Origin of the sequence: Wolbachia endosymbiont (group A) of Gymnosoma rotundatum (assembly GCF_947250765.1) — a bacterium.
GTDB lineage: Bacteria > Pseudomonadota > Alphaproteobacteria > Rickettsiales > Anaplasmataceae > Wolbachia > Wolbachia pipientis.
Genome location: NZ_OX366347.1, coordinates 952,971 through 970,061, shown reverse-complemented (window position 1 = coordinate 970,061; position 17,091 = coordinate 952,971). Strand labels below are relative to the sequence as shown.

The 17,091-nt window shown below is 34.8% G+C and carries 15 protein-coding genes; 9 read left to right on the top strand and 6 right to left on the bottom strand.

The genetic code is table 11. The features are described 5' to 3' along the window. Positions 1 to 598 precede the first annotated feature (598 nt). The 3 genes from OOK97_RS04825 (at position 599) to OOK97_RS04815 (ending at position 5,152) form a co-directional block, all read left to right on the top strand. A complete protein-coding gene (locus OOK97_RS04825; protein ID WP_174930852.1) occupies positions 599 to 775 on the top strand; it encodes a hypothetical protein in 177 nt (58 codons plus the stop codon). 266 nt (positions 776 to 1,041) lie between these two features. Further along, the gene (locus OOK97_RS04820; protein WP_264705664.1) at positions 1,042 to 2,247 is read left to right on the top strand and encodes an MFS transporter; all 1,206 of its coding nucleotides are present in this window, start codon (positions 1,042 to 1,044) and stop codon (positions 2,245 to 2,247) included. A gap of 310 nt (positions 2,248 to 2,557) precedes the next feature. Next, the gene (locus OOK97_RS04815; protein ID WP_264705049.1) at positions 2,558 to 5,152 is read left to right on the top strand and encodes an ankyrin repeat domain-containing protein; all 2,595 of its coding nucleotides are present in this window, start codon (positions 2,558 to 2,560) and stop codon (positions 5,150 to 5,152) included. 71 nt (positions 5,153 to 5,223) lie between these two features. Here the strand turns inward: OOK97_RS04815 and OOK97_RS04810 are convergent, their stop codons facing one another. The 3 genes from OOK97_RS04810 to secG are packed head-to-tail and all read right to left on the bottom strand — an operon-like array spanning position 5,224 to position 7,581. Continuing rightward, the gene (locus OOK97_RS04810) at positions 5,224 to 5,631 is read right to left on the bottom strand and encodes a nucleoside deaminase (protein WP_209472967.1); all 408 of its coding nucleotides are present in this window, start codon (positions 5,629 to 5,631) and stop codon (positions 5,224 to 5,226) included. 25 nt (positions 5,632 to 5,656) lie between these two features. Further along, the gene (locus OOK97_RS04805; RefSeq protein WP_264705046.1) at positions 5,657 to 7,261 is read right to left on the bottom strand and encodes a CTP synthase; all 1,605 of its coding nucleotides are present in this window, start codon (positions 7,259 to 7,261) and stop codon (positions 5,657 to 5,659) included. Beyond that, positions 7,261 to 7,581, bottom strand: a complete 321-nt coding sequence (gene secG, locus OOK97_RS04800) for a preprotein translocase subunit SecG (protein WP_007548880.1) — start codon at positions 7,579 to 7,581, stop codon at positions 7,261 to 7,263. Before secG ends, OOK97_RS04805 begins: the two co-directional genes overlap by 1 nt. A 144-nt stretch (positions 7,582 to 7,725) precedes the next feature. On the opposite strand from secG, the gene OOK97_RS04795 reads away from it, so the two are divergent. Continuing rightward, entirely contained in the window at positions 7,726 to 8,241 is a 516-nt protein-coding gene (locus tag OOK97_RS04795) for a gamma carbonic anhydrase family protein (RefSeq protein ID WP_182320224.1), read from the top strand. Between the two features lie 82 nt (positions 8,242 to 8,323). Here the strand turns inward: OOK97_RS04795 and OOK97_RS04790 are convergent, their stop codons facing one another. Next, entirely contained in the window at positions 8,324 to 8,485 is a 162-nt protein-coding gene (locus OOK97_RS04790; RefSeq protein WP_264705045.1) for a hypothetical protein, read from the bottom strand. Between the two features lie 75 nt (positions 8,486 to 8,560). Continuing rightward, positions 8,561 to 9,388: a hypothetical protein gene (locus OOK97_RS04785; RefSeq protein WP_264705044.1), complete on the bottom strand. Its 828-nt coding sequence runs from the start codon at positions 9,386 to 9,388 to the stop codon at positions 8,561 to 8,563. Between the two features lie 155 nt (positions 9,389 to 9,543). Between OOK97_RS04785 and OOK97_RS04780 the strand changes: the two genes are divergently transcribed. The 5 genes from OOK97_RS04780 to OOK97_RS04760 all read left to right on the top strand — a co-directional run bounded on the left by OOK97_RS04780 (position 9,544) and on the right by OOK97_RS04760 (position 16,569). Then, positions 9,544 to 12,030, top strand: a complete 2,487-nt coding sequence (locus OOK97_RS04780; RefSeq protein WP_264705043.1) for a valine--tRNA ligase — start codon at positions 9,544 to 9,546, stop codon at positions 12,028 to 12,030. Between the two features lie 63 nt (positions 12,031 to 12,093). After that, positions 12,094 to 13,536, top strand: coding sequence for a coiled-coil domain-containing protein (locus OOK97_RS04775; RefSeq protein WP_264705042.1), 1,443 nt, complete (start codon positions 12,094 to 12,096; stop codon positions 13,534 to 13,536). Between the two features lie 158 nt (positions 13,537 to 13,694). Further along, positions 13,695 to 15,017, top strand: coding sequence for a coiled-coil domain-containing protein (locus OOK97_RS04770; protein WP_264705041.1), 1,323 nt, complete (start codon positions 13,695 to 13,697; stop codon positions 15,015 to 15,017). Between the two features lie 30 nt (positions 15,018 to 15,047). Then, a complete protein-coding gene (pyrF, locus tag OOK97_RS04765; protein ID WP_006280567.1) occupies positions 15,048 to 15,722 on the top strand; it encodes an orotidine-5'-phosphate decarboxylase in 675 nt (224 codons plus the stop codon). Positions 15,723 to 15,771: 49 nt separating this feature from the next. Further along, complete coding sequence (locus OOK97_RS04760; RefSeq protein WP_264705040.1) at positions 15,772 to 16,569, top strand: hypothetical protein; 798 nt, start codon at positions 15,772 to 15,774, stop codon at positions 16,567 to 16,569. Between the two features lie 192 nt (positions 16,570 to 16,761). Here OOK97_RS04760 and OOK97_RS04755 read toward each other — a convergent pair whose 3' ends face one another. Continuing rightward, positions 16,762 to 17,034, bottom strand: coding sequence for a hypothetical protein (locus OOK97_RS04755; protein ID WP_156518015.1), 273 nt, complete (start codon positions 17,032 to 17,034; stop codon positions 16,762 to 16,764). Between the last annotated feature and the right edge of the window lie 57 nt (positions 17,035 to 17,091).

The following is a 17,091-nucleotide window of genomic DNA, read 5'->3' as shown; positions in this document are numbered from 1 at the left end:
AATATATCACCATATTGTCACATACATCTTTAAAGTTTACCAAATTCATTTTCAAAAAACAAGATTTTATTATTAACCCGAATTCTGGATTAGATTTTAGGTAAATTATTGAAAGTCTTGAATTTTACTAAATTAGTAACTAGTCTTAAAATGCTTACTGCTTTATCGTAAATGCTAAAACAATAAGCTATTGATATTCTTGTTTTTTTTAATCTCCAATCCAGAATTCGGGTTAAAAACGCTAACTTGTATCTTCAAGAAGTAAGACATAATAGCTCTAAAATGTCTTGCAAGGAAAGGTAAAGCTGAACGCTAACTTATGCCAGAAAAATACCGTCTTGTTTGCCTTTTTGAGTAGTATCATCTTATTTTTCCTGTAAATTTTGTTTATAACGCCTAAGATTTACGATATTTTAATCCCGGTAGAATATCTTATAAAATCAGATTATATGTTATACCTATGGAAATAGATAACTTTCAGCAATATTACAACCAAGAAGAAATGAAGACAGTAACATTAGCTCAAATTTATAAAGACTTGGTAATAAAGACATTCGATATAGCCACAAGCAAAATGTAAGCTACTATTAATGGTATTATGGAAATAGCACCAACGATACCACCTACTATACCTACTACCAGAGGTGACGGAGTAGTAAGGCTTAATATAATAAGTGGGAGAGATATAATTGATAGTATTATAGAAATTACACCTACTGTTTTCAGAAGAGATAGAAATCCTTTTGAATCTAAGTGTTCTTTTTCCCTTAAATAATATAAAGAAAATGCTTATACACATTATAGCACAAAGTATTACTGCTGCTATTTTTATTATAGCTGCTGCTATAAGTGCTGCTAAATAAGCTATATTCATTGCAATTATCACACACCATAATAAAAAAGTCAACTCCATATGTTTAGGTTGTAAAATCCCAAAAAGCAGCCAGAATAGAATAAGCAAACATTTACGAATTGAATTTAGTGCAAACAAGGGTGTTGATATCAACCATACTCTGCAGAATCGCAATATGGTATGACTACATGCTTTTTATTGATTTGATTAACATAATCAGCAGAGAGTTTTGTTTTGCAAAAGATGTCTACAGTAACATACTGCAATTATTTGGAATTGTAGGGCTAGGTGCAATTGTAAGGCCACTTGGTGCATTCATATTTGGTCACGTTGGTGACAGGTATGGAAGGAAGATAGCATTAATAATTACTATCTTGCTAATATCGATACCATCAAGTCTCATTGCATTTATTCCAAGTCACAATCAAGTAGGTATAATTTCTACTATATTGCTTCTTGCAATCCATATAACACAAGGAATTGCACTTGGTGGTGAACAAGGAAGTTCTGTTTATCTTATAGAGCATTTATCCAGTAGGAAAGAGAACTTAGGGATGTATTTTGGAATGATGGGTTTTGGTCGCTCCATTGGCGTCTTGCTTTCTGCGGTGATAGTGATTATCTGCAAAAAAACTACTGATTTTTGTACCTGGGGTTGGAGATTGCCATTTATTTTCTCAGCTATTTTAGGATTAATTAGCGCGTATAGCATATACACATTGGGAGAAACTCCAGCATATGAAAAAAATCGAAAACAAAGAAATTTACCTGATTTGCCAATAATAGAGCTTATAAAACGCCACAAGAGAGCTCTTATACTTGCTATTTTAATATCTGTACCTGTTAATGTTGTTGTTGGATTTACCATATTTCTTCGAACTCTCGCAAAGGAAATAGCATCAGTGGATGTTTATGTAACAACATATATCAACGAAATTGTATTGATTATAACCAGTGTATTAATGCCGATATCTTCAATAGCGTTTGGAATGTTGGCTGATAAAGTTGGAAAAGAGCGCACTGCAATCTTATTTATAGCAATTACAATGGCACTGTGTTGTCCTGCGTTATCTATTGCATATTACTATAAAAATTATCTTGTGATTGCGTTGAGCGTAATGGTTCTCTCTATAATAGAAAGGGGTATAGTTCCCATAGGAATAGTTGCATCTGAACTCTTTCCTACCAATGTTAGATTTAGTGGTGTGAGCTTATCACGCAATATCTCTTATGCGTTACATGGAGGATTTACTCCTATGGTTTGTATTTGGTTGACTGTAACATTTCCTCAAACAAACCTTGCTGCTGGGCTTTATATAGTCTTCTGCTTGTTGATCAGTGTGGTAGCAATATTGCAAATAAAACCACAAGATAAGAAATTTGATTGGTTTTAGTTTTCTCTTAAGTGTGTATTCTCCTAAGTTGAAAAAAGGTGTGAAAAATGCGCTAATCTCGCTAAATGAGAAAATTTTATTGCGGAAAAATTAGAACGATCAAAAACACATGCCATGATAAACTTTTTTATGCGTAACACTAATTTCTTATTCTATTCGTCTAAAAAAACAGTATTTCCAACTGTAAATTTAAGTCTTTACAAGCGTCACAAATATACATTCAGATATTGCTTACTCAGAAAGAATACAAAAATCAGTAGAAAATGAAGCATTGTGTGATGCGTGGTCTAATTTTGAGTACTTTGAAGATGTGTTGAGAATAAAAAACAGCACCGATAGGGAAAACAGAATTAAGCAGCTTATCAAGGAAGATTTAGATATAAATGCTACAAAAAATGGCAAAACTATTCTAGACGTTGCTATAGAAAAAAAATGCTCATCAAAAGTTATAAGTTCATTAATAAGCAATGGCAGTAGGATTGATACTATAGATGCTAGCGATCGTACTGTACTGCATAGATCTGTTAGGAATGAAAATAGAAAAGTTGTTGAGTTGTTTTTAGAAGCTAATGAAAAAGAAGTGTCTCAGTACCTGGTAGCAAGGTTTTTGCCATTGTCTATGTTATATCAAAAAATAGAAGTAAATGCTAAGGATAATGATGGTTGTACTGCTTTGGATTATGCTCAATATGGCAGTGAAATGTATAGCTTGCTGCAAAAATATGGAGCACAACATAGTGAAAAGTTTTTATACTCACGCAACCTTAATATAGGGGAATTAGATTTAAATAAACTTGTTTCTGACCATAACTACTGCTTTGATGTGCTTACAAAAGCATTAGAGATTGAGGACAGATGCGAAAAGGAAGAGGTTATAGATTGGTTGCTAAAAAATGGTGCTAACATTAATGTTAATAAAGGTGATCAAGCCCTACTGAGTGTTGCAGCTGAAAAAGGTGATGTTGAAAATGCTGTGCTATTGCTTGAAAGGGGAGCACATGAAGGAGTAAATTCTCAAGATGCTGAAGGAAGAACGTTATTACTAAATGCAATTATTCAAGATAAGTTGGGCCATGCAAAATATCTCATAAAACAAAGAGTTAACGTTAATATACCAGATAATAATGGAAATAGCTCACTACACTACGCTGTTGTCAATTTTATTAAGCAGCGCTTAATTGAATGTGATGAAACCTATACAGCTAACGCTACTTTTTATGATTTTCTTAAGAATGGTGCAGATCTCTATATCAAAAATCATGATAACCTTACAGCATTTGAATATGCTTTTCACGCAAGAATAGCTCCTAGGGAAGCTGTTTATCTATTCAAGCTATATATAGAAAGAGGTGATCAGAGTGAAAACATGCAGTTAGTAAAAAATTTCAAATTGCCTTCTGGTGAAACACTATTGGAGTATTTTTTCAACAATAAATTATTTGATAGTGCTCAATCTTGTATAGATCTAGGAGCAAATGTTTCGCATAATGGGTCATCTTTACTGATACAAGCTCTTCAGAATCGAGATATAGAAGGTATCGGGTTTCTTTTACGAAACAGAGCAGACATTCCAAATAACGCAAACATTTCAAATAATAAGAAAAACTGTAAGTTGTATTTCCAAGTAGCGGTTGGATGTGTAGCGATGTTTTCGCTTGGTATGGGAGCTGCAGCCACGTTTACTCTAATTAAAATGTCTCCGCTAGTGTTAGTAATAGTAGCTGTGACCTTCTTTTTGACTGCAATAGCATCTATGTCTCTGTTTGTATTATATAAAAAAGTAAAAGGGGAACGCAAACACGAGGTAATTGTTAATAATGCTGTATTTAACATAAGTCTAGAAGAAGCAGCTAATGATTTGTTTAGCGGGTTATCAACTATAGCAGAAAGAGGAGCAGAAGCAGGTGCACTATACCTGGAAGTAAAGGAAAAGACTGAAAGTGTAGCTAAAAAAATGACATCCAAAAAGGAATTAATTGAAGCAAGATTTCAAAATATACAAGAAAATTTCATTAATAAGTTAAGTAATTTTGAAGAACTTCAAGGTGCTAGAGATTCTAGTACTTTAAAGAAATTCTATGCTGCTGTTAAAGATGTTCTAAAGATACGCTCCAGCATTCCTATTTCCAATTTACATCTATTATCGCTTGTTTACCATTTATCATTGGAAGTATCATATGCTATTTTTCAGGCAATAACTGATCCAACTCTTGGAAGTACAATTTTAACTGCCATAAGTGAAAGAAAATTGCCTGAAGATAAGCAGTGGGCTAAGGTATTAAAAAATACAGTACCAAACTTAATAAGAAATCAAGAAGTTGTGCGGAATGTTATAGTACCAACTCTTACTGATATTTTAAAGAGCCTATCAGAATCAAGAGAAGAAAGAAAATTTATAATCTATACTCTGGTCTGCCTGAAAGAAGTGATTGATGAAGTTTATACGACATCGGTACAAGAGTCATTGTATAGGATATTAGGAGTAGAACTTGCAAATAGTCTAAATGGTATGGTACAGGCAATAAGTAACCTATTAGGCTGCTATGGACACGAAGAAGTAGAACGTGCAAGAACCGCAAATGAGTTAGATTACAGAGTAGGTAAACTTACACCTGAAGAAACGCAGCAATTCGTTATAAACTTAGGAGAGAGAGTAGGATCTCTCAGGGAGTTTGAGGGTCGAGTTACAAATAAACAGTCAATTAGTAAATTGATAGATTATTGTTTGGACCCAAAACTGAATGATAGGGAAGCAGCCGCAACACTATTAAATTATATACTCACATGTACTGAAGATGGTCGTTATTTGGCCGCTGAAGCTGGTACTAATAATAATTTATCTAGCAACTCTAATGTTGTACTTATTACGCACGTGGCAGCAAATCGATCTGCACAGTTAGACTAGAGGCGGCTATATGGAAAAAAGTGAAGATAGTTTCAGAGATAAGCAAGCAAATGACAATTGATAGACTTAAACTATGTTCTCAATTTCTCAAAAAAATCCTTTAACAAAAAAGAGCATTCTGTTTCTAATATCCCACCATAAACTTCAGGTATATGGCTGCAAAATTGAAATATCTTAGCACCATTTTCAATTCCTCCACCTTTTGGATTATAAGCTCCAAAGTACAATCGTTTAATTCTGGCAAAGGAAATAGCTTGAGCACACATCGGACATGGTTCTAATGTTACGTACATATCAGCATCACAAAGCGTGGGAGTTGAAAATGCTTGTCTGATCGCTAACATCTCTGCATGTGCAGTTGGATCGCTGGATATATTGTGTGCAGAAGAAATGATATTGTCTCCACTCACTATTACAGCACCTATGGGCACCTCATCATTTTTTTGAGCGAGTTTGGCTTGCTCTATGGCAAGCTCCATATATTGATACTTAAACACTAGGCACTTATTTCTTATCAATTGCTGCTTTAACGAACGACACGAAAAGAGGATGAGGAGAAAACGGCTTTGATTGAAATTCTGGATGAAACTGCACACCAATAAACCACGGATGACTCTCTAACTCCACTGCCTCTATGCACGTTCCATCTTCTGATATGCCACTGCATAGCAGCCCATTTTTTTCCAAATCATCTTTATAATCTGAATTGATTATGTATCTATGCCTGTGTCTTTCTGAAATAGTAGTGTTACTATATGCATCCATCATTTTAGAGTTTGCATTTATATTACATTTGTATGCCCCAAGTCTCATGGTTCCACCAAGATCGTCATCTTGATCGCCAGCTAACTTAACGATTGGATGTTTACAGTTACGAAATTCTTCAGAGTGTGCATCTTCAAGCTTAACAACATTACGAGCAAATTCAATAATTGCAAGCTGCATACCAAGGCAAATTCCGAAAAATGGGATATTATTTGTACGGGCATAATTTATTGCTAATATTTTACCCTCTACTCCGTCATCACCAAACCCCCCTGGAACAAGGATTGCATGAGAATTCTGTAATTTCTCTCCTATAAGTTTTTCATTTATAGGTTTTTCTTCCTTCTCTCTTGAGTTAACCCAATTTATCTTTACTTTGACTTTATTACTAATTGCACCATGATTTAATGCTTCAATCAGTGATTTGTATGCATCAGGGAATTCGGTGTATTTTCCCACTATAGATACAGTAACTTCCTGTGTTGGGTGCCTTATGGAATGCACTATTTGATCCCATTCAGTCAAGCTTGGTTTTGGCTTACTTAAATGAAAGTGCTCCAAAATTTGCGTATCAAGCCCACATTGGCTATACAACACCGGTAACTCATATATATGACTCACATCAGGGGCAGGTATTACATTGGATAAAAAAACATTGCAAAGCTTAGCTATTTTCTCTCTTTGATTATCGAAAATTTCTTTCTCACTGCGGCATAATATAATATCTGGTTGTAACCCCGCGGAATTTAACTCTCGAACTGAATGCTGCGTTGGTTTTGTCTTTAATTCTTGCGCTGCGGTAAGATATGGTATTAAAGTTAAGTGAATCAGGATAACTCTTTGTTTTCCTAATGTGTAGTTAACTTGGCGTATAGCCTCCAAAAATGGTTGGCTTTCAATGTCACCTACAGTTCCGCCTATTTCACATATTACAAAATCTAAACCTTCCGTACCATTAAAAATGAACGATTTGATCAAATCTGTCACATGAGGAATGACTTGCACAGTTTTGCCCAGATAATCACCACGCCTCTCTTTCTTCAATAACTCATGATATATCTTACCAGTTGTTATATTGTCATCTTTTGTTGCTTTAATTCCAGTAAAACGCTCATAATGCCCAAGATCCAAATCAGTTTCAGCACCATCTTCGGTAACAAATACCTCTCCGTGCTGAGTTGGGTTCATTGTCCCAGGATCAATGTTGAGATACGGGTCAAGTTTTCTGATACGGATCTTAAAACCGTGAGCTTGAAGAAGCGCACCAACACTCGAAGCAACTAAGCCTTTACCAAGCGATGACACAACTCCACCTGTGACAAAGATAAATTTAGCTTCCTTCATTAATTTTCAAATGGAACAGAAGTAGATTCACTTTCTTGCTTTTTTTCTAATATAATTTTTTCTGCGATCGATTTTTTATGTACGTCTTTTGAACATAATCCTGACAATAGCAATGTGTTTATAATAAACAATCCAGCAACAATAGCCGTTATTCTGCTGAGCGGGTTTTCAGAAGATTTCACCGGAATCATCGAATTGACCCCCTGTTGTGTATTACTAAAACCACTTAACGAACTACTTCCAGGCGGCTGCAAGAGCACTAAAATTACTAACACAACAACCAATATTATTTGAAATATACTTAATACCGCTACTGACATTATAGATAGGGCTGAAAATAAAAATCTTAGCAGTACAAAGCACGTAAGTCAAGAACATCTGTCACCCAAGTAGTTTGAAATCTAAGTATGTATTTACTGCTTACCTTATTTTGATTAACATATGCATAAGACTTTGGGCTTAATATGTATCACATTTTAAAATACAAAGATTATGAACCAAAAATAGACGAAAGTGCTTTCATCGCAGGTGGTTCGCATATCATAGGCAAGGTTGAAATAGGAAGAAATGCGAGCATCTGGTTTAATTGTGTGGTCAGAGGGGACGTTGGATCAATAAAAATAGGTGATGGAACAAATATTCAAGATGGAACGGTAATTCATGTGGATAGAAACCCAGGTGGTGACACAATTATTGGCAGCATGGTAACAGTGGGACATTTTTGTATGTTGCATGCATGCACGGTGCATGATAAAGCGTTTATTGGTATGGGCTCTACCGTGATGGACCATGCAGTTGTGGAGTCTGAAGCTATGGTAGCTGCTGGCTCGCTAGTGACACATGGAAAAGTAATAAAAAGTGGGGAAATATGGGCTGGCAGGCCAGCAAAATTCTTCAAAAAAATGTCGAATGAAGAAATTAAACATATTACACAATCAGCACAAAATTATATTATGCTAATGAAGGAATATAAAAACTGAAGTTCGCGTCAAGTGTTTTACTTGACACGTACATTTCGGCTTAACCCTTGTTACTTCTTTTTCCCATCTCATTTACTTTTTCTTATGTTTTTGCCCCATTTACTTGAGTACTAGGTAATGCTGCATATGTAATACCACCGGCTACGAGTGCAGATGCTACTGCTATACCAACCATTACCCAAATATCTAATCTCACTGTACGTTCAAGTGCAGTAAATGCTATCAGTCCAGCAGCAAGACCCATACCAACAGTAGCGGTGTACTTCGCTCCATTGCCTTGTTTTGGTTGCTCAGTTGTTTTGCTTTTATCTTCTAATGTTTATTTTTCCTTCTGTAATTTATCAACAAGACTTTTACTCTCTTCTAATTGTTTATTTAACTCCACAACTTCAGCATTTTTAGCTTGCAACTGCTGAACTTGAGCTTTTAATTGTGTTATTTCCTCATCTTTAGCTTGTAACTGAGCAGCACTTGGTTGGTTGTTTAGCTGTTCTTGTAAATCTTTTATTTCCTCGTCTTTAGCTTGTAACTGTTGCTGTAAGTCCGCAACTTCTTGTGTATTTTGTTGAGCTTTTAATGCTGTTATTTCATTCTCTTTCTCTGTTAACTTTTGCTGTAACGCCACAGCATCTAATGCTTCCAATTCTGTTATTTTAGCATTTTTCTCTTCTAACTGCTGCTGTAACGCTGTAGAATTTATTGCCTTTAGTTTTTCCACTTCAGCTTCTAAGTCTTGTTTTTCCTGCTGAGCTGTGTCCAATTGATCTTGTAATTCTTGTGTTTTAGTTTTCAATTCTTCTACTTGTTTTCTGGGATGTTTAAGCATCTGCACCTTAACTTCTTTTTTTTGATCATCAAGGTCTAACAGGGCTTTTATGGCTGCTACGGTAATAGAAGCTTTTCCGTTACCTTGTTTGTTAACTGAAAATATAGGCATGATTACAGTATTATCTCCTTGATTTTCTTTTTTTTCAAAAACACCATTTACCCATAATTGCTTATTATCTAGTGAAAAATTCGCAGAAAACTTTTTAGGATCTGTAGGGTGTTCATACTTTTTAAATTCTTCAAGATTATTTTGTTCTATCTCAAGCACTACATTACTATTATTGACAATCTTTATTGTACCAGTAATCTCTGTAAGCATATTAAACCTCAATATAAATGTTATTTAGGCAGTATGATGCCTTTAAAACTTAACGTCAAGTAATACTTTCCATAGTGTGTTGTTTTCGTAAAACTTTGGCGTAGCCGTATTTGCTTAATTGTGCTAACTTAGAGCTTAAAACTTAAGAAATATTTATGTTAAAAGAAAAATACGGCTTTAAAGAAGTTGAAGACAAATGCAACATATTATGGGAAGGCAGTAAAGTTTATAAATGGAATGGTGAAAAGGATAACACTTTCACTATAGACACACCTCCACCGACAATATCGGGAAAACTCCATATTGGCCATATATTTAGCTATTGCCACACGGACTTTATTGCAAGGTTTCAACGCATGCTGGGCAAAGATGTGTTTTATCCAATTGGGTTTGATGATAACGGGCTTCCCACCGAAAGATTGGTTGAACAAACCTATAAAACCCGTGCAAAAGAAGTTGGCAGAGAAAAATTTATAGAGATGTGCCATGAGGTTATTGAGAAATCAAAGCAAGAATTCAAGGAACTATTTAAGCTTGTTGGAATTAGTTATGACTGGGATTTGGAATACCACACGATCAGCAAGGAAACTGTGACGCTTTCTCAAATGTCATTCGTCGATCTATACAATAAGGGATATGCGTATAGAAAAATGCAGCCCATCCTTTGGGACCCGGTTGATAAAACCGCAATTGCGCAAGCAGAAATAGAAGATAAAGTTTTTGAGTCATCCTTAAACACGATAGTTTTCTCTACTCAAGAAAATGAGCAGATCAATATTGCAACTACGCGACCTGAACTACTTCCAGCATGCGTTGCAGTTTTTTGTCATCCAGAGGATACGCGCTACACTCATCTGATCGGAAAAACAGCGGTAGTGCCAATAACAAAGGAAAAAGTTCCAATAATAGCTGATGATAAGGTTAAAATAGATAAAGGCACCGGGCTTGTTATGTGTTGTACATTCGGTGATGAACTCGACATATATTGGCAGCAAAAGCATAATCTACCGATGAAAATTATCATCGATCAGGATGGGAGAATAAGCCTTTATGATGTCATTCCAGTGCTTGACACTGGAATCCAGGAAAAAGAACCAGTGTCAGCTACTCGGATGACAGACGATATACTAAATGAAATAAATGGATTGAAAGTTACAGCAGCAAGAAAGAGGATAATTGAAGTTCTAACTGAAAAAGGACTTTTGATAGAAAGCACTAACATTTCTCATTCTGTTAAGTGCGCAGAAAGATCTGGTGCACCACTTGAGATATTGCCTACTTATCAATGGTTTATCAAGATCTTAGAGCAAAAAGCTCAAGTATTAGATAAAGTAAAAGAATGCAATTGGCATCCAAGCAATATGCGTAAACGTATGGAAGTGTGGATAGAAGGGCTAAATTGGGACTGGTGCATCTCAAGGCAACGTTATTTTGGTGTGCCATTTCCAGCGTGGTATTCCAAACGTAAGGGAGAAGAGGGCAAAATCATCCTAGCTGAAATAAAGGCCCTACCTATTGATCCACTCAAAGATTTGCCAAAAGGGTATAGCAAAGAAGAGGTTATCCCAGATCAAGATGTAATGGATACCTGGGCCACAAGTTCAATTACTCCTCAACTGAGTGCACTGGCAGTAAATAGTGAGTTTAGCTTACCAAATCATCGCTATAATACGATATTTCCTGCAGATCTGCGCAGCCAGAGCCATGAGATAATCAGAACTTGGGCTTTTTATACTATTCTAAAGGCACATTATCATGCAAATTCTTTACCTTGGAAAAACATTATGATCAGCGGTTGGTGTTTAGCAGATGATAAGAAAAAGATGAGTAAATCAAAGGGTAACATCATCACTCCTCATGTAATACTTGAAACTTATGGAGCTGATGTAGTGCGCTATTGGGCAGCGAACTCAAGGCTTGGAGTTGATACAGTCTACTCTGAAAATATATTCAAAATTGGCAAGCGCCTAGTTACAAAACTTTGGAACGCTAGCAAGTTCGTTTCCATGTTCATGGAAAAGCATCAAGCATTGAGCATAAATTCTGCTCACGAGACAATGGATAAGTGGATATTGTCTAAGTTATACAAAGTTATAGAAAAAGCAACAAATAACTTATTACAGTTTGAATACTGCGAAGCTTTGAGTGCAGTAGAAGAATTTTTTTGGAAGGATTTTTGTGATAACTACTTGGAATTAGTAAAAAAACGTGCGTACGGAAGCAGTTTAAGTGCAAAACAAAGCTTGGCGTATGTACTGAATATTATTTTGCGGTTATTTGCACCTTTTCTGCCATATATTACAGAAGAGATATATCACCAGTTGTATAGTTATAATTCTGTACACAATCAAAGCAATTGGCCGAGCAAAGAAGAGCTTATCTACGATAAATATTCAGAGGAAATGGGAGATAATGTTATTCAGATATTAAACATTATCAGAAAGATAAAGGCAGATAATAATGTATCAGTTAAGCATCTGATAAAAAAATTGATGATAAAAGCGAGCGTACAAGAGGATAAGTTAGATCAATCTGCACAGGATGATTTGCAGGCAGTGTGCAATGCGGAAATGATAGAGTGGATGCAGTCTGAGCTTGAAACTGAAGACGGGAAATACATAGTGAATATAGACTTATACTGATTTTTATAGCTTTACTTCCTTTGATATCCATGCTATTATAATCATTATTAGTGTGAAGGAATAATGAGGGATTTGTATAGTAAAACCAATGCACCATATCTTATAGCTGGTGCTGTTGCTACTTTGGTATTGCTTGCATCTGGGACACTTGCCGTTGCCCCTTATATTAAGTTCTTGTCTTCAGTTGCAGCCTTTAATGTAGCTCTTCCTGTTGCTTTGAGTTTGTCTATACTTTCTATTTTGGTGCTTGCACTTTCATGTAAAATAATTAGTAATAATAAGAAAATAGAGGTTGAGAAAAATAAATTTGCTGAAAAAGAGCAAGAGTTAGAAAGCGTAAAACAACAATCAGAGAGTAAGGTACAAGAGTTAGAAAGTAAAATAGCTCTGGGAGAAAAAGCTAAAGAAGCTGTAAATAAAGAAGTGAAGGAATTAAAAGATCAATTAACTCGAGAAAAGCAAGATTTGGAAAGCGAAATTGCAGGGTTAAATAAGGAAATAGAGCAGTTAAAGACACAACAAGATGATGCACAGCAAAAATTAGATGATGCTACAAAAGAGTTAAATAATAAAGGTAATCAAATCCGAGAATTAGAGGGTAAGATAGGTGCCCTTAATAATAAGAACAAAGATTTACACGATGAAAATACAAGATTGAATGAAAGAGTAGATTCTTTAATGGAGGAATTGTGTCAATGCAAATTAGAAAGTGAAAAGAATAAGTTATGTTTAAAGTCAGAATATGAAGATGAGTTACGCTTAAGATTGGAATATGAAGATGAATTAAACTTGGAATTAGAACATAAAAGTAGGGAAGCTTCTTCTCTGCGTACTCAATTAACTATGTTAAGAAAAAAAGTAGAAGTAGAAGAAGTAAAACAATTAAAAACTTTAGAATCGGAAGAACAACATGAGAGCTCAGAAAGCGACATAGAAGAATTAGAGAAGAAGTTATGCCAGTCGGAAAAGGAAAAGAAAGAATTAGAAGGTAAAGTTAGTGATGAACGTCAAAAGCGCACTGATCTTGAAAGTAAAGTTGATAAATTGTGTACAAAGGAGAAAGAGTACTTATCTAAAATTGAGGAGCTGAAAAAGGAGTTATTATCTTTACAAAAAGAAGAGAAAGAATCTGATAACACATTAACAACAGTGAAGGATGATCACGATAATAAGGTGAAAGAATTAAACAGTTCACTTTTGGAGCAATCCTCTCAAATAGAACAACTTCAAGAAGATTTGTCGAAAAAGAAACAAGAAGAAGTGCTTTTTTTGCAACAGACGATAGAGTATATAACAGATGAGGTAGAAAAATTAGTAAGGGAAAATGAAGTGATCAGAGATGATGATAAAAAAGTAATATTACAAGTGATTCAAGCAATAAAGTCCGTGTTAGTAGAAGAAGTTGCACAATATTTGCCAGGCGAAACGTCTGTTTCTTCATTTGTGGAAGATCCTGGATATACCAGTGGATGTTCTACCACGACCAACAGCTGCCACACATTTTGAGTACAGTTGTACACTGGATACATAAAACCTTAGCCATTTTTAGCTAGTAGACTGAAAATGGGAAGTTTGTTGTAGGTGCAGCACTATAATTCCTCCACAGATAAGAGAATTTTAATAAATATATACAAGACTGCTGAACGTGGGGGAGGAGGGGAGTAATGAGCAATTTGCTTAGTGAGGCTAATGCATTTTATTTTGTAGCTAGTTCCTTAGCTACTCTTACGTTACTTACATCTTTAGCGCTTATTGTAACTTCTAATGTGCCTCTTCCTCTAACTCTCGCTTTAGCTGCATTATCTGTTTTGGTGCTTGCACTTTTATATAAAATAATTCGTAATAATAAGAAAATAGAGATTGAGAGAAATAAATTCGCTCAAAAAGAGCAAGAGTTGGAAAATAAAATAACTCTAGGAAAGGAAGCTGAAGAAGCTGCAAACAAAGAAGTGAAGAATCAATTACATGAATTAACTCGAGAAAAGCAAAATTTAGACAAGAGAGCAAAAAAATTGAATCAGAAAGTAAATGAGTCAGAAGTTGAGAGAGAATCTCTTCTTGAAGAAAAAAAATCTTTAGAGAAAAAATTAGAAACAGCAAAGAATCGTACGTTTGAAATAGACAATGAATTGGACAAAACAAGAAAGGAAATAGGTAAGCTTAATGAGCAGGAAGAGAAATTAAAACTTGAAATCTCATGTTTGAAGAAACAGTTGGAAGAAAGAAGTAGATTTATTGCAAAGCTGAAGATGGAAGTGGATGATAATAAACATTTAGAGCTAGAGAATAAGGGGTTGAATGATAGAATAGAAACGTTACGTGAAGTACAAAAGGCACTACGTGAGAAAAAACATGAACTTAGTGAAAAAGTAGAGGCATTGAATAAGGAAAAAAATAAACTTTCTAAAGAAGTAGAGGAATTACGTGAAGAACAAGAAAGGCTGCATGCAAACTTAGATAAGCTACAATGTAAAATTAAAGAGGTCAACAAAGAAAAGAAAAATTTATCTAAAGAATTAAAAGAGAAATTTGAAGAGTTAGATGAAGCAAATGGTTTAATTAAAAATCAATCTTTTGAGTTAGATGGGATAAGAAAAGATTGTAATAATGAAGTAAAAAGTTTAAGAAATTCACTTTTAGAACGAGACAGTCAAATAGAAGATTTTTTGAAAGAGAAAGAAAAACAAGTGAATTTTGCGCAACTGTTGATAAGATGCGTAACAGACAATATAGAAGAACCAATAAGAAATAATGATGGAAAAGCAATATTAGATACGATTCAAATATTAAAGTCTGCGTTACAAGGAGAAATTGCACGGCTTTTGCCAGACGAAACGCCTTCTTCTTCGCTGGAAGATCTTGGATATGAATCATTATTTGTCAGTCGCTCATCCACCCCGACCAAGTTGCCAAATTCACTATTGACAGAATCTTATGAACGCAGTCAGTTCAATCAGAGTGAAAGTATTTGCAAAACACAACAATGAGTCTTATTATAAGATAAATCATGCAAGATAATGAACCCAATAATATGCGCACTGGATACACAAGACTTAAATAAGGCTATTTCTCTAGCTAATGCTCTGCGTGGTAAAGTTGGCATGGTAAAGCTGGGATTAGAATTTTTTGCTGCTCAAGGTCTTTCTGGAGTGCAAGAAGTTGCAAAATGCAATGTACCAATTTTTTTAGATCTGAAATTGCATGACATTCCAAACACTGTAGCCAAAACAGTTGAAGTAATAAAAGTTCTGAACATTGAAATGTTAACTCTGCACATCAGCGGTGGAACAAAAATGCTTGAAGAAGCGCTAAGTGTAGTGCAAGGCACAAAAATAAAGCTGATTGGAGTGACAGTGCTAACTAGTATGAGCAATGAGGATTTAAACGAGCTTGGAGTAGCAAGAGAGGCAAAATCACAGGTAATTTTGCTTGCAAAGCTTGCAAAAAAGATTGGACTCCATGGAGTAGTCTGTTCTGCACTAGAAGCTCAAGAAGTGCGCCGAGAATGCGGTGAAGACTTTAAAATTATTACTCCAGGAATTCGTATAGATCCAGGTCATGACGACCAAAAAAGAACAGCAACACCAAAAGAAGCAATAAATTCAGGAGCTGATTATATCGTCATTGGCAGACCCATTACAAAAACTACAAGTAGTGCGGAGCTAATATTGAAATCCATGAAAGAATTTTAATATAATAACTTAATTTATAAAAATACTAACATATTAATTAGGAATAAGCATGAGTAATATCAATAGAATAATACGCGAAGTAATCAAGGAATTCCGCTCAAAATTACCAGATAAGGAAATAGAGGAATATTCTGGCAAATTGAATAAGCTACATATCTACCAGTGCAATAAGCATATAATAGAAAATAAGAAGCTATATCATTATACAATAAATGGGAAAACCCATGCTATGGGTCAGCATGGGCATAATTTTGTCAAGAGTTTAGAAGTTATCTTGAGGAATAAGCCACAAATTTCCTTAGAAGAGGTAATTGATTTTATGGAAAAAATAATTAATTTTGGTATTGATAGTTGTTATGGAGCATTTGAGATGATATTTGAATCTCGCTCTGGTGTTACAATAGATGATGCAGTTAATTTTGTAAAAGATAGCTTATCTAGTAAATTTTATAGATTCCATGGCAGTGGGATTTTCAAAGTAATATTAGAACTTAATCCAGAGAGCTCTCTTGAAGAGATAGAGAAACAATTTAGCAAAGTAGTAGATCCTTACTTTCTTAATGCTTGGAGTCGAGAAAGTGAAAGGGCTTTTGCTAAGATATGTAGGTTATGTAGAGAAGGACATGTGGAGAATATGCAGAAATTTGATTTTAGCAATTTTAATTTAGATCAAGATAGTGCTGGAGCATTAAGAGCACTGTTACAGTATTGTGTTGACGTTTCTAATCAAAAAGCTTTAGGTGATTCACATAAATTGCATAGAGAAGAGATGGAGGGGATATATAAATTTGATGATAATTACGATTTAAATTTAGATAGTGATCATAATGATAGTATCTGGCATTGAAATTATACTACAATAATAAAATAACTGGATAAAAATTATCACCAAAAAAATTCAAAAAAGTGCTTGACATAAAAGAACGAACATTATATAGTGTCATTATCTTTTATTTTACCTCGCTTAATTTAATTACTGGATTAAGCTTACAGTACTAAGCGTGGCACAAAGTGCCACGCTATTTTTCGGTTTACATTTTCAACAGATAAAAAATGATGCCATTTCAGTGCCAAGCACATAACTGTACGAACATTCATTTTTAAAGGTAAATTGCACAACAGATGATGTCATTCCAGTGCTTGACACTGGAATCCAGAAATTTTGCTTATAACTGAGCTGATGAGCTAAAGGTAGTTGTCTTACGCTAAAACAAACGTTTTTAATTAAGTTGCATAGAAGCTGGATCCCAGTGTCAAGCACTGGGATGACAAGAAAGGGAGCACTGGAATGACATCGTTTACTATGTACCATATTGCAATATTCGTACAACTGTGGGAAACATCTATGGATGCCATTCCTATTACCTTA